Source organism: Erwinia sp. AC075 (assembly GCF_979253995.1).
This window is the reverse complement of sequence record NZ_CEEDEU010000001.1, coordinates 2,979,785-2,993,489: the sequence shown is the minus strand read 5'-3', so window position 1 is coordinate 2,993,489 and position 13,705 is coordinate 2,979,785. Positions and strand designations below refer to the sequence as shown.

The following is a 13,705-nucleotide window of genomic DNA, read 5'->3' as shown; positions in this document are numbered from 1 at the left end:
ACGAGCAGGGAGTGAGCAAAAACAGGGCAGGGAGTACGCGGGGATCAGGGGGTTGGCTGACTCAGCCTGTCCTGCAGGAAGGCGAGGAACTGGCGGTTAATTTCGCTTCGCTGGCGATGCTGGGGGAAGACCGCATTCAGGCTCAGCGGTGAGGGGATACAGTCATCCAGCACCCGGACCAGCTCGCCACGCGCCAGCGCGCCGCCGACGATAAATTCCGGCAGCAGCACCAGCCCCAGCCCGGCCACGGCGGCGTCCAGCAACACCTCACCGTTATTGCTCTGCACCGGGCCGCTGACCGCCATGATCTTACGCTTCCCGTCCACCTTCAGCTCCCAGCCCGTTTGCCCTTCGCGGCCATAGCGCAGGCAGGCATGTTGCAGCAAATCGTCCGGCTTTTCCGGTTGCGGCAGTCGCTGCAGGTAGGCCGGGCTGGCACAGATCACCCGTGGCAACTCGCCAAGCTTGCGGGCGACCAGCGTGGAATCCGCCAGCGTGCCGATGCGGATCGCCATGTCGAACCCTTCGCCAATCACATCGACATAGCGATCGGCCAGTTCGATCTGGAAATTAACCGCGGGATGGTGCGACAGAAATTCGGCAATCAGCGGAGAGAGGTGACTCATGCCGTAGGACATTGGCATGCTGATGCGAAAGGCACCGTGCAGCGCCTGATGCCGCTCGGACACCGCCTGCTGGGCTTCCTCGATATCTTCCAGGATGCGCTGCGCGTGTTGAGCAAAGGTGTGGCCGGTATCGGTGACCGACAGCTTACGGGTGTTGCGGATCAACAGCCTGGCACCCAGCGAGTCCTCCAGCGCTGCCATCCGGCGGCTGACGTACTGCTTGGAGAGCATCAGCTGCTCGGCGGCGGCGGTAAAGCTGCCGGAGGCGATCACCACCAGATAAATCCTCAGATCGTCAATCTGCATATTGTCCACTTATTTGTGACAGTGATTGCCTTTACAGGCCATTGTTGAGCAAATGAGTTTACTTGTAATCTGGGTTCATCGGAAGGGCAACCGCTCTCCAGAAACCTACACTGAGATTACCGGAGCAGATCATGATCGAACAAAGACTGTCAGAACAACGCGGAGTGGGCGACCACGGTTGGTTGAACTCGCATCATACTTTTTCGTTTGCTAACTACTGGGATCCAAAACAGGTTGGCTTCTCGGATCTGCTGGTGATCAATGACGACCGGGTAGCGAAAGCCCGCGGATTTGGTGCCCATCCGCACAGCAATATGGAGATTATTTCCTATGTGCTGGAAGGTTCGCTGGAGCATAAAGATTCAATGGGTACCGGCTCGGTGATTGTCCCTGGCGATGTGCAGTTGATGAGTGCCGGTAGCGGCGTCACGCACAGCGAGTTTAACCACTCGTCCACTGAAGGCGTGCATTTCCTGCAAATCTGGATTGTGCCGGCAGAGAAAAATACCCCGCCGGGCTACCAGCAGGTGTCGGTCAGTGACGCTGAGAAACGCGGCAATTTGCGGCTGATTGTCTCCCCGGATGGCGAAGATAACGCGCTGACCGTGCGTCAGGACATGAAGATTTACGCCGGTCTGTTTAACGGTGACGAGCAGCAAACCTTCACCCTGAATGCCGATCGCTATGCCTATATTCAGCTGGCACGCGGCAGCCTGACGGTAAACGGCATTCGCTTTAAAGCCGGTGATGGTGCCCGGGTGCGTAATGAAACCACGCTGACCTTCAGTGACGGTGATGACGCGGAAGTGTTGTTATTCGACCTGCGGCCGGTGGAAGTGAATCACCAGACGCGTTAATTCGAGGTGAAAAAACAACGGCCACCCGCAAGGTGGCCGTTTTTCGTGCTGGCGCGCAAAATTAATGGCTTTGCAGGAAGGCCAGCAAATCTTCGTTAAGACGATCCTGATGGGTGACGGCAAAACCGTGCGGCGCATTGTCATACACTTTCAGCGCGGCACCGGGGATCATCGCCGCAGCGACTTTGCCGGTGGTCTCGAACGGCACCACCTGATCGTTACTGCCGTGGATCACCAGCGTTGGCACGGTAATTTTCTGCACATCGCCGCGGAAATCCGTTTCTGAGAAGGCGGTAACGCAGTCGATGGTGCCTTTCAGCGACGCCAGCAGCGCAATGTTCAGGGTCTGCGTCAGTGCGCCCGCGGAGACGGTCTGCCCGGCGTTAGTGCCGTAGAAAGGCACGGCAAAATCACTGATAAACTGCGCGCGATCCTGACGCAGGCCCGCTTTGATGCCGCTGAATACCGACAGATCCACCCCTTCAGGATAGTCATCGGCCTTGCCAAAGATCGGCGTCACCGCGCCCAGCAGCACCAGCCCGGCAATGCGATCGCTGCCGTAAGTGCCGAGATAACGCGCCACGTCGCCGCCGCCCATCGAGAAGCCCACCAGCGTCACGTCGCTCAGATCAAGCTGCACGATCAGTTCGTTGATATCAGAGGCAAAGGTATCGTAATCGTAGCCGGTCCACGGCTGATCGGAGCGGCCAAAGCCACGGCGATCGAAGGCAATGCCACGGTAGCCTCGTTCCGCCAGGAAGTTCATCTGGCTGTCCCACATATCCGCATCCAACGGCCAGCCATGACTGAACAGCACCGGTTTGCCGGTGCCCCAGTCTTTGTAATAGATCGCTGTGCCGTCGGAGGTTTTAATCGTGCTCATGGTGTTTATCCTGTCGTTGAGTGAAACGGTGATAACGGGCCCCGGTCAGACCGGAGCGACCAGATAGCGAACTTCAGGCTGGCTGTCTCCCTGATGGAAGGCCAGCACCCGGTTTTGAATTTTGCTGTCGTTAATGGTGTAACGTTCCTTTTGCCGCAGGTGCTCCATCCAGGAGCCGACGACAAAGGTTTCGACAAAAATACCGGGGCGCAAAATGTCTTCGTACAGACACCAGTTGATCGCACCGCCGCGCCGTCTTACCCGGCGCATCTCCTGAATACAGACCGTGAAGCTGTGGGCCTGGTCGCTGGCGATCAGGTATTCATAGCTGACCATCACCGGCCCGCGATCGTGACGGACATCGGGCAGGGTGCCGTTTTCATCGCGGGCGATGCTGTCGAGATTCAGATCGGGGTCCTGATCCAGCCGCCAGCGCAACACGGTGGCGCTGGCGAGGATCATCCCGGCGGTGGCAATACACAGCGAGGCCGGAATGCCATAGTGGGACGCCAGCTGCCCCCAGATGGCGCTGCCGGCGGTCATTGATCCAAAGAACACCGTCAGGTACACCGCCAGCGCGCGGGCTTTTACCCATCTGGCGGCGCTGCGCTGTGCGCCAAGATTGAGGGTAGACAGCACCGCAATCCAGGCAAAACCGGTGAAGAATTCAAAGGCGTTCAGCAGCCAGAAATGACGCACCCAGGCCAGCGCCAGCATAGTGAGGGCAAACATCAGGCTGGCCAGTACCATCAGCCGGTCGGCACTGAAACGTTTGCGCATCCACGGCAGGAGCAGCGCGCCGCAAATCGCCCCGACGCCAATAAACGCCAGCATGATGCCGTAACCGCCCGGCCCCAGCCCCAGCTCACGGCGGGCGACCAGCGGCAGCAATGCCCAGCCCGCGCTGCCGAAAACAAAGAAGGCGACGGTGCGCACCAGCACATTTCGCAACACCGGCGCGGCATGGACGTAACGCAGACCGGCGCGGACCGCAGAAAAAAAATGCTCGGGCGGCAGGCGCTGCACGGTCGGCTCGGCTTTCCAGCGATACAGCACCAGCGCGACCCCCAGCACCGACAGCGCATTGAGCATAAACACCATCCACGGGCCCACGAAGGAGAGGATCAACCCGCCCAGCGCCGGGCCGATGGCGCGACTGATATTGATACCGAGGGAGTTAAGGGCAATGGCAGGACCCAGCGACGGCTTGTCGACCAGATCCGGCACGATGGCCTGAAACGGCGGCGAGCTCATTGCCGCACCGGCGCTGAGGAAGAACGCCGCCACCAGCAGCACCAGCGGCGTGACGTGGCCGGTAAACGACAGCACCGTCAGGATCGCCGCGGCGATAAATACCCACAGTTGCGAAAACAGCAGGTATTTGCGCCGGTCGACGATATCGGCCAGCACCCCCGACGGCAGCGCAAACAGGAACATTGGCAGGCTGCTGGCCGCCTGCACCATTGCCACCGACAGCGGATCGGCACTCAGGGTCAGCATCGTCCAGTTCACCCCCACATCGTTCATCCATGAACCGATGTTGGAGACGACGGTGGCCAGCCACAGCATGCGGAACACCGGCAGCCGTAAAGGCTGCCAGGGCGAAACGCTCACCGCCGGCAGGTCTTCAGGCAGCGGCGTGCTGGCACTGTGAATATCATTTACCTGCGCCATGCGGGTACCTCAGACGGTGGAGTCGTGGCGTTATTCATCGGCTCAGAACGCAAAGCAGCTGCAACCCAGCGCGCCCCAGAAAGCGGTATCTTCGGACACCGGCACGTTGGCGCCGCGCGCCGCATCATGCTGGTGGCTGTGGACGCCGCACGGACCGCTGCAATGGTGCACCGACGGCATCATCCCAACCCGGGAGGCGGCCTGCGGTGGTGCGCTGCGATAATGGCCCGGCACCTTCACCACCGGCGACCAGTCTGGCAGCACCGGAATGGACGGTGGTGCCTCGGCGCCAAAGGTCCCGGCGGCATAGACCACGTTGCCATCGACCACGGTTAACACCGATTCAATGCCTTTAATCTCTTCTTCCGGCACGCTGAAGAAGTCTTTGCTCAGCACCGCCATATCGGCCAGCTGTCCGACCTTGATCTGGCCTTTTTTCCCCTGCTCGCTGGAGAACCAGGCACTGCCCTGGGTCCACAGCATCAGCGCGGTTTCGCGATCCAGACGCGCGCTGGCCTCATACATTTGCATTCCGCCGACGGTGCGCCCGGAGACCAGCCAGTACAGCGCGGTCCACGGGTTGTAGCTGGCGACGCGGGTGGCGTCGGTGCCGAGACCCACCGGCACCTCAGTGTCGAGCATGCGCGCCACGGGCGGCGTGTGGCGGGTGGCTTCAATGCCGTAGCGCTCGGCAAAGTATTCCCCCTGGAACGCCATGCGGTGCTGCACCGCGATCCCACCGCCCAATTCCTTGATGCGGTCGATATTCTTCTGGGTGACGGTTTCCGCATGGTCAAAGAACCAGTGCAGGCCGTTGAACGGAATGTCGCGGTTCACTTTCTCAAACACGTCCAGCATCCGGCTGATGGATTCGTCATAGGTGGCATGCAGGCGGAACGGCCAGCGATGCTCGACCAGATGGCGCACCACGCGTTCCAGCTCGTCTTCCATGCCGGGCGCTAAATCCGGTCGCGGCTCCAGAAAATCTTCAAAGTCTGCCGCCGAGAACACCAGCATTTCGCCGGCGCCGTTATGGCGGAAGTAGTCGCTGCCCTGGCCGGGTGACAGCATGTCGGTCCACTTTTCAAAGTCCTCGAGTTCATGGCCCGGTCGCTGGGTAAACAGGTTGTAGGCGATGCGCAGCGTCATCTGCTTTTTCTCGTGCAGCTCGGCGATCACCTGGTAGTCTTCGGGGTAATTCTGGAAGCCGCCGCCGGCGTCGATGGCGCTGGTCAGGCCAAGGCGGTTGAGTTCGCGCATAAACTGACGCGTCGAGTTGACCTGCTGTTCCAGCGGCAGCGTCGGCCCTTTTGCCAGCGTGGCATAGAGGATCATCGCATTTGGCCGGGCAATCAGCATGCCGGTCGGGTTGCCGTTGCCGTCACGCTGGATTTCGCCGCCCGGTGGATTCGGCGTGTCTTTGGTGTAGCCGACCACGTTCAGCGCAGCGCGGTTGAGCAGGGCGCGATCGTAAAGGTGCAGGACAAACACCGGCGTGTCGGGCGCGGCTTCATTGATTTCGTCCAGCGTCGGCATCCGACGCTCGGCAAACTGGAATTCGGTCCAGCCTCCCACTACCCGCACCCACTGCGGAGACGGGGTGCGCAGCGCCTGCTCCTTCAGCATCCGCAGCGCATCGGCTAATGAAGGCACCCCTTCCCAGCGTAACTCCAGGTTGTAATTCAGGCCTCCACGGATCAAATGCAGGTGGGAGTCATTCAGGCCGGGCACCGCCGTGTGGCCTTTAAGGTCGATCACTTTGGTGGCGTCATCGTGGTACTGCATGACCTCGGCCACCGTGCCCACCTGCAAAAATTTACCCTGTGAAATCGCGACGGCTTCCGCAAAGGGCTGTTGACGATCAACGGTGTGGAACTTGCCGTTGGTGAAAATAAGATCGGCTTTAGCGGGCGTGACCATGGATCCTCCTGACGTGAGATGTCCGCACCGCCCGGCGCAGGCGGCAGTACGGAAAAGGGGAGCTGGGTGCCGGACAGCAGGGCACCAACGTTGAAGAAGTATGGTGAGGAGTTTGGCCGATCGTCTAGTTATACGAAGGGATAACTATACGTCCGTATAGTTATACGCAGAGATAATAGTGACGATGATTTAATCGCCTTAGACTGCGGGCTGACAGTGATTTTTCGCTAGCTTAATTCGCTTTTCAACCTCAATGGGTGACCACAATGACTAACGCTAAACTTGAAGTTTTGACGCCCCATAACAGCCAGATGATTTTCATCGACCAGCAGCCGCAGATGGCCTTTGGCGTCCAGTCAATTGACCGTCAGGTGCTGAAAAACAATACCGTGGCGCTGGCGAAAGCGGCAAAAGTCTTCAACATTCCCACCATTATCACCACGGTAGAAACCGATAGCTTCTCCGGCCATACCTATCCCGAGCTGCTGGACGTGTTCCCTGGGCTGGATATCCTCGAACGCACCTCAATGAACTCCTGGGATGACCAGAAAGTGCGTGATGCGCTGGCCGCCAACGGTAAAAAGAAGGTGGTGGTTTCCGGCCTGTGGACCGAAGTGTGCAACAACAGTTTTGCCCTCTGCGCGATGCTGGAAGGGGACTATGAGATTTATATGGTGGCCGATGCGTCCGGTGGCACCACCAAAGAAGCGCATGACTTTGCCATGCAGCGCATGATCCAGGCGGGCGTGGTGCCGGTCACCTGGCAGCAGGTGATGCTGGAGTGGCAGCGTGACTGGGCGCATCGCGATACCTATGACGCGGTGATGAACATTGCTAAAGAGCATTCGGGTGCTTACGGCATCGGCGTGGATTACGCCTATACCATGGTGCACAAAGCCCCTTCCCGTCAGAAGAGTGAGCACCGCACGCTGGCACCGGTGCCTGCGCGCTGATCCGGGTCGACGCTCCCGGACCGGGATAAAACGCCCTGAGCCGCTTTCCCTGACTCGCCCGCGCCATGTAAAAGGATATCCGGATGCGTTCACGGCCCATTGTTATTGTGGATGACGAACCCTCGGTCCGCAGTGGGCTGAGTAACTTATTGCAATCAGAAGGTTACTGCACGCTGGCCTTTGAGTCGGCAGAGGCTTTGCTGGCGGATCGCATCGCGCTGCGCGAGGCGGCGCTGTTTATCATTGATGTGCGGCTGCAGGGGATGAGTGGCGTTGAGCTGTTCAGCGAGCTGAGCCGTCGGCTGGCGGCACCGCCTGCCATTCTTATCTCGGGCGACGGGGACGAGAGCATGCTGTGGGTGGCGATTGAGTTGGGCGCGCTTGCTTTTTTGCCCAAACCCATCGAGATTGATACGTTGTTCACTCACATCCGCCAGCTGTTATCGCCAGGAGAAGCGCCGTCATGAGCCTGTCACCCGCCGCACTGCAGTTGGTCGGCGAAGAGGGATTTTCGCTGCCGGAAGATCTGACCCTCAGTCCGCTGGCTCAGGAAAGTCAGCGGGCCTGGTATCTCTGCCGCAGTACGGCCGACAGCTTTATTATTGCCACCGCCGCCAGCGAAGACGCCACCTTTCAGGTGACGCCACTGCTGAAAAATGAGTACGCGCTGCGTGAGCAACTCAGCGAACGCTGGGCGATCCGGCCGCTGGCGCAAAGCCATTTCCATGGCCGTTACGCGCTGATTTATGACCTCTTTTCCCATCGCACGCTGGCAGACTTTCTTAGCCTGACGCCGCAAACACTGCCCGACTTCCTCACCAGCGCCATCCGGCTTTGCGCGCCGTTAGGCCAGATGCATCAGCAGGGGCTGGTTCACGGTGACATCAAGCCCGCCAACTTCTTTCTCACCGAAGACGGCGCGTTTCGGTTAGGCGGATTCGGACTGGCTTCGCTGACGTCAACGGCGCCGTTACCGCCAGGATTCGCGGCATCCGGCGGCACGCTGGCGTATATGTCGCCAGAGCATACTCGCCGCACCGCGCAGCAGGTGACGCCATTAAGCGATCTCTACAGCTTCGGCATGGTGCTGTACGCGCTGCTGACCGGGAAGCTGCCTTTCGGCAACGCCGACGGCGGCCATGCCGAATGGGTTCATCATCATGTCGCCTCCGAGCCGCATCCGCCGCACCTGATGCGCAGCGATGTCCCGCCGGTGCTGTCTGCCATCCTCTTAAAGCTGCTGGAAAAATCCCCGCAGCAGCGTTATCAGACGGTGGAGGGGGTGCAGGCCGATTTGCAGCGCTGCCTGGCGACTCTGACGCCCGACGGCCAGATTGCGCCTTTTACCCCAGGCTTGCAGGATACCCAGCGCAACGGGTTTGCCTGCGGAACCCTCAATAACGAACACCCTCAGACTGACCAGCTGCTGGCGCAGTTCGATGAAGTGATGCACAGCGGCCGATCCGCGCTGACGGCGATCGTGGGTGCAGCGGGCAGCGGAAAGTCCGCGCTGCTGGCCTCCGGCGTGAAAAAATTACAGCAAAAGCCGCTGCTGTTAACGGTGGTGACAGCCGATCGCTACGCGCCGCGGCGGCCTTATGCGGTCTTTACCGCCGCGTTTCGGATGGTGGTGCTGAATCTGCTGGGACTGTCGGCGGAAGAGGTTGCCCGCTGGCGATCGCACCTGGTCCGGCTGCTGGGCGATTATGTCGGGCTGGCGATCGATTTTGTGCCTGAACTTGGGGTGTTGTTGCAACAGAAGGCGCAAGCGCCTGACGATGTCGAGTCGCCCGATGCCCGACACCGTTTTACCCATATGGTCTGTCGCCTGGTCAACGCCTTCGCCCGGCCGGGCAGGCCGCTGGTGATGCTGATCGACGATATTCACTGGGTCGATCGGGCCAGCCTGCAGCTGCTGCAAAACCTGCTGGAAATGAGTGAAGATGCGCCGTTGATGCTGGTGATCGCCCATCACGATCTGGCTTCGCTGCCCAGTACGCAGATCGGCCAGCAGCTGACGGCGCTTCAGCGTTCAGCGGGCCGATCGGTGGAGATCGCCCCTCAGCCCCTGTCGGTAAACGCGGTCGCGCTGTGGCTGGCGGACATCTTCCATGACCGTCCGGCGGCAACAGAGGAACTGGCGCAGCTGATCCACGAGAAAACCGCCGGTAATCCGCTCGCTACCCAGGCGTTTTTCCGTCAGGCGGTGCAGGATGGCCTCATCCACCACGGCCGCACGCCGCAGAAATGGGGTTACGATCGCCAAGGCCTGCGCGCCTGCCGGTACAGGGAACATGCCGCCCCTGTGTTACCGCCGCTGGAATCGGTGTCGGTTACCCGCCGGACGCTGCTGGAAGAGACCGAGTGGGCGTTTCTTCAGGGCAATCTTGCCGTGGCGCGGGCGCATTGCGAACAGTTGCTGGCAGCACCGGGCAACATCACCGATAAAGCGATCGCCGCCTGTTGGCTGGCGGAAATACATATGCGCCAGTCTGACAACAGCCTGGCGCTGGAAACCGCCATTGGCTGGCTGGCGGTATTTGGCATCCAGCTGAACCGCCATCCCGACAAGGCCGAATGTGATGCCGCGAGGATTTTGCTGAAGGCGGATGTCGGCATCAATCCTTACACCCGCTTCCGCTCGCTGCCGCTGATGGCCAGCCGTGAGAGCCAGGCGATCATCAACCTGATGGCCAGCGCCAGCATGTTTGCGGCGTTTTGCAATCCGCGACTGCACTTTATGATCGTCTGCAAAATGCTGCACCTGACCCTGGACCAGGGGATCAGCGGGGCCTCGACCTTTGCGCTGTCCTGGTATGGCGTGCTGTGCGGCAGCCATTACGACGAGTACAGCCGCGGCTATGCCAGTGCGCTGCTGGCGCGGGAGCTGGTTTATCACCACGATTTTACCCGCTATAAGGCCCGCACCCTGATGCCGCTGGATCAGGTCAGCGTCTGGACCATGCCGTTGGCCTATGCCATTGAGCGCGCGAAGGAAACCTTCAACGTGGCGGTGGCCAATGGCGATCGCACCTCTGCCTGTCTGGCGTTACGCCATCAAACCATGAACTATCTGGCGCGAGGCGATCACCTGGAAGGCGTGCTAACCACCATTGAACGCGGCCTGGCCTATGTGCGCAAGGCGCAGTATCAGGATGTGGAATGCGTGCTGCAGATGCAGCGCGACTTCGTGTTATTCCTGCGTGATGGCTCGCGAAGCGAGATGTCAGGCGAGCATTTTGTCGCGGGCGGACTGCGACTGGCCGGCAGCGGTATCGCCACGCAGCCGTTATTTTTGATGCAGTTCTGGCACTGGCTATATCGCGGTATGGCGCATTTTTTCTCGGGCGAATACCGCCATGCGGAACGTTGCCTGGCACAGGCGGCGCGCTTTACCGATTCAATCCCCGGGCATATTCATATGCTCGACTTTCATCTTTACAGCGCGCTGTCGTTGACCCTGCAGCTGGAACCGGCGACCTTCACTGCCGATAAGCAGCAACAGGTGGCGGCGCATTTTGAAAAAATCGCCACCTGGGCCACCGAAAATGCCAAAACGTTTGCCGATAAACAGGCGTTGCTGCGGGCCGAAATCCTGCGGTTGGAAGGCCATAACAGTGCCGCCGCTGAGCATTATGAACAGGCCATCGCCTTATCCCGCAGCGGCCACTTTGAGCACATTAACGGCGTGGCGCATGAGCTGGCCGCCCGCTTTGCCAGCGCGCGCGGATTATCGGTGGCGGCAGAGGCTTACCTGAAGGGCGCGATCAAGGCCTGGCAACGCTGGGGAGCCGACGCCAAAGTCCGGCAGCTGGGATCCCGCCATGCTTATCTGGCACCGGCCGCCCGGCATTCGCCTTTCAATACCGTCAGCTTCGATCAGAATGAAGCGGTCAGCGATCTGCAGAGTGTGATCGCCGCGATGCGCGCGCTGACCGAAGAGATCAACCTGGATCGCTTGATCAATACCCTGATGATGATGTTACTGGAGCGGGCCGGTGCGCAGCGGTGCCTGCTGATCCGCTTACTGGAAGGGCAGGTTCTCGAAATCGAAGCGATGGCCACCGCCACGGCCGATGGCACCCGGGTGAAAATTGTGCAGGTCACCCCGACCTCAACGGATTTGCCGCTGTCGGTTTTATCGGCGGTGATCCGCACCGGCCAGGAGATCCGCACCGGCAAACCGGAGGTCTTCAGCCCGTTCAGCCAGGATCCCTATCTGGTGGCGTCTGGCGCGGCGGTGATGTGCGTACCGATGTTTAAGCAGGCGCGGATGGTCGGCGTGCTGTACCTGGAAAACCGGCTGATGCCGGAGGTGTTTACCGCGGAACACTCCCGAATCGTGGCGATTTTGGGCGCGCAGGCGGCGATTTCACTGGAAACCACCCGCCTCTACAGTGAGCTGCTGGAAGAGAACATTCAGCGACGCCGCGTCGAGAAACAGCTGCGATCCAGCCAAACCTCGCTGATGCTCGGGGAGAAGATCAGCCATACCGGCACCTGGCACTGGTATCTGGAGCAGGACATGATGGAGATTTCGGATGAATACCGGCTGATCCTCGGGCTGCCTGAACAGCAAAAGAGCCTGTCGATGGCCAACTTTTTAACCCGCGTCCATCCTGACGATCGCCAGTGTATCAGCGAGCTGGTGAGCGACAGCGTGGGTAACGGCATCATCATGCAGGCGGAGTTTCGCGTGCTCAGGCCGAATGGCGAGTGTCGCTATATCAAAGGGATTGGCGAGCCGGTCGACAGCGGCGCGGAGGTGAAAGAGTATTTCGGCACCATCAGCGATATCACCGCGCAGCGGCTGTCGGAAGATGCTGCGCGCATGGCGCAGGCCGATCTCGCCAGGGTTTCCCGCGCCACCACCGTCGGGCAGCTGACTTCCTCCATCGCTCATGAAATCAACCAGCCGCTGATGTCGATTGTGGCGAATGCGGGTGCCAGCCTGCGCTGGCTTAAACGTGACCCGATCCACCTCGAAAATGCCTGTTCCAGCCTGCAGGAGATCATCAACGAAGGGAAACGGGCGGGCGATATTATCCGTGGCCTGCAATCGCTGACCCGCAATCATGCCGCTGAATTTGGCCGGGCGAATCTGCACCTGATTGCCCGCGATATCCTGTCGCTGTCCCGGATGGAGCTGGAGAGGCGCTGGATTGGCCTTGAGCTTAAGCTGCGCGCCAGCAATGACGCGGTGTACTGCGACCGCGTGCAGATCCAGCAGCTGTTGTTAAATCTGGTGCTGAATGCCATCGAAGCGATGGATGAAACCCAGCAGCGGGCGCATCTGCTGACGCTGTCGTCGTCCAATCCAACGCCCGGGCTGATCCGCTTTGAGGTGTCCGATACCGGCACCGGCCTGCCTGAACCGGTGATCAAACGCATCTTTGACTCGTTCTACACCACCAAGAAAGAGGGCATGGGCATGGGACTGACCATCAGTGATGAGATCATTAAAAAGCATCGGGGCGAGTTGCGGGCTGAAAATCGGGAAGGCGGCGGCAGTATTTTCTGGTTTACGCTGCCGACCGAACCGCCAGCGTAGGGGATAAGCCGGGGCTGCTAGCGGCCCCGGGTTTTTTCGATATTGAGCCGTTCCGCCGCCCGCACCAAATCGGAAAGGGAACGCACCTGCATTTTCTCCATCACCCGGCGTTTGTGCACCTTCGCGGTGATTTCGCTGATCCCCATTTCGGCGGCGATTTGCTTATTCTGTAAGCCGCCAATAGCCAGCAACATCACTTCCCCTTCACGCGGCGTCAGCGAATGATGCCGCGCGGTCAGCTCCAGCTTTTGCTGCGAGGAAGCCATACCGTCTTCGGAAATCCTCAGCGCTTCTTCCACCGCCTGCAACAGTCGCTCGGGATCGACCGGCTTGGTCAGGAACTCGAAGGCGCCGGCTTTCATTGCCCGGACGGTCACCGGAATGGTGCCAAACCCGGTCAGAAAGATGGTGGGAATGGAATAGCCTCGTTCCATCAGCGCGCTGGCCACGCCGAATCCGTCGGTGCCCGGCATATTAATATCGACAATCAGGCAGCAGGGGGACGGGTAAAAGGGATGCGCCAGAAAGGCGTCCGGGGACGAAAAGGCCGCCACGTCATAATTTTGTGAGCTGAGTAGGTTGGTCAGCGCGGTGGTCACAGACTCATCATCATCAACAACATAAACTATGTGGTTCATAACGTTTCTCTTCTTAAGGGAACCCTCACTGACCCCTGACCACGGACATAAGCCTGCGATCAACGGAAGTATAGAATCAGTTAAGAAATCGTCAGGGCTTGGGCAGGAGCAAGGCTGGATAATAGCATAATAATTATTATTATCATCGTTTTAGCCCGCTAATAAGAATAACGCCACAAGCCGATGATTAGCCTCGCAATGCCGTCGGCAAGCTGCCCACATTTTCCCGCTATTCCGCGCCGTTTAACCCCTGCAAAGGCCGGCGAAATTTGACTCGCCTCACAGTTCGCTACTGAA

The 13,705-nt window shown here is 59.7% G+C and carries 9 protein-coding genes; 4 read left to right on the top strand and 5 right to left on the bottom strand.

Annotated features, from left to right (window positions below; translation table 11 throughout):
• Positions 1-44: 44 nt before the first annotated feature.
• A complete protein-coding gene (locus AC0IXH_RS14190; protein WP_471720582.1) occupies positions 45-932 on the bottom strand; it encodes a LysR substrate-binding domain-containing protein in 888 nt (295 codons plus the stop codon).
• Positions 933-1,063: 131 nt separating this feature from the next.
• Here AC0IXH_RS14190 and AC0IXH_RS14185 point away from each other — a divergent pair, with 131 nt between their 5' ends.
• Positions 1,064-1,789 carry a pirin family protein gene (locus tag AC0IXH_RS14185; RefSeq protein ID WP_471720581.1) on the top strand — a complete coding sequence of 242 codons (726 nt, stop codon included), beginning with the start codon at positions 1,064-1,066 and terminating at the stop codon, positions 1,787-1,789.
• A gap of 61 nt (positions 1,790-1,850) precedes the next feature.
• Here AC0IXH_RS14185 and AC0IXH_RS14180 read toward each other — a convergent pair whose 3' ends face one another.
• From AC0IXH_RS14180 to AC0IXH_RS14170, 3 genes are read right to left on the bottom strand one after another with little or no spacing between them, the layout of a single operon-like run.
• Positions 1,851-2,672, bottom strand: coding sequence for an alpha/beta fold hydrolase (locus AC0IXH_RS14180; RefSeq protein WP_471720580.1), 822 nt, complete (start codon positions 2,670-2,672; stop codon positions 1,851-1,853).
• 45 nt (positions 2,673-2,717) lie between these two features.
• Positions 2,718-4,346: an MFS transporter gene (locus AC0IXH_RS14175; protein WP_471720579.1), complete on the bottom strand. Its 1,629-nt coding sequence runs from the start codon at positions 4,344-4,346 to the stop codon at positions 2,718-2,720.
• Positions 4,347-4,388: 42 nt separating this feature from the next.
• Positions 4,389-6,266 carry an amidohydrolase gene (locus AC0IXH_RS14170; RefSeq protein ID WP_346566960.1) on the bottom strand — a complete coding sequence of 626 codons (1,878 nt, stop codon included), beginning with the start codon at positions 6,264-6,266 and terminating at the stop codon, positions 4,389-4,391.
• Positions 6,267-6,532: 266 nt separating this feature from the next.
• Here AC0IXH_RS14170 and AC0IXH_RS14165 point away from each other — a divergent pair, with 266 nt between their 5' ends.
• From AC0IXH_RS14165 to AC0IXH_RS14155, 3 genes are all read left to right on the top strand, one after another.
• A complete protein-coding gene (locus tag AC0IXH_RS14165; protein WP_471720578.1) occupies positions 6,533-7,219 on the top strand; it encodes a hydrolase in 687 nt (228 codons plus the stop codon).
• An 83-nt stretch (positions 7,220-7,302) separates the two neighbouring features.
• Positions 7,303-7,686 (top strand): response regulator, encoded by a 384-nt coding sequence (locus AC0IXH_RS14160; protein ID WP_471720577.1) that lies wholly within the window; start codon positions 7,303-7,305, stop codon positions 7,684-7,686.
• The gene (locus tag AC0IXH_RS14155; protein WP_471720576.1) at positions 7,683-12,770 is read left to right on the top strand and encodes an AAA family ATPase; all 5,088 of its coding nucleotides are present in this window, start codon (positions 7,683-7,685) and stop codon (positions 12,768-12,770) included. Before AC0IXH_RS14160 ends, AC0IXH_RS14155 begins: the two co-directional genes overlap by 4 nt.
• 17 nt (positions 12,771-12,787) lie before the next feature.
• On the opposite strand, the gene AC0IXH_RS14150 is transcribed toward AC0IXH_RS14155, so the two are convergent.
• Positions 12,788-13,408 (bottom strand): response regulator transcription factor, encoded by a 621-nt coding sequence (locus tag AC0IXH_RS14150; RefSeq protein WP_346566962.1) that lies wholly within the window; start codon positions 13,406-13,408, stop codon positions 12,788-12,790.
• Between the last annotated feature and the right edge of the window lie 297 nt (positions 13,409-13,705).

Bases quoted from the DNA above. Each gene is read 5' to 3' on its own strand.
- AC0IXH_RS14190 (WP_471720582.1), bottom strand. From the start codon at position 932: ATGCAGATTGACGATCTGAGGATTTATCTGGTGGTGATCGCCTCCGGC.
- AC0IXH_RS14185 (WP_471720581.1), top strand. From the start codon at position 1,064: ATGATCGAACAAAGACTGTCAGAACAACGCGGAGTGGGCGACCACGGT.
- AC0IXH_RS14180 (WP_471720580.1), bottom strand. From the start codon at position 2,672: ATGAGCACGATTAAAACCTCCGACGGCACAGCGATCTATTACAAAGAC.
- AC0IXH_RS14175 (WP_471720579.1), bottom strand. From the start codon at position 4,346: ATGGCGCAGGTAAATGATATTCACAGTGCCAGCACGCCGCTGCCTGAA.
- AC0IXH_RS14170 (WP_346566960.1), bottom strand. From the start codon at position 6,266: ATGGTCACGCCCGCTAAAGCCGATCTTATTTTCACCAACGGCAAGTTC.
- AC0IXH_RS14165 (WP_471720578.1), top strand. From the start codon at position 6,533: ATGACTAACGCTAAACTTGAAGTTTTGACGCCCCATAACAGCCAGATG.
- AC0IXH_RS14160 (WP_471720577.1), top strand. From the start codon at position 7,303: ATGCGTTCACGGCCCATTGTTATTGTGGATGACGAACCCTCGGTCCGC.
- AC0IXH_RS14155 (WP_471720576.1), top strand. From the start codon at position 7,683: ATGAGCCTGTCACCCGCCGCACTGCAGTTGGTCGGCGAAGAGGGATTT.
- AC0IXH_RS14150 (WP_346566962.1), bottom strand. From the start codon at position 13,408: ATGAACCACATAGTTTATGTTGTTGATGATGATGAGTCTGTGACCACC.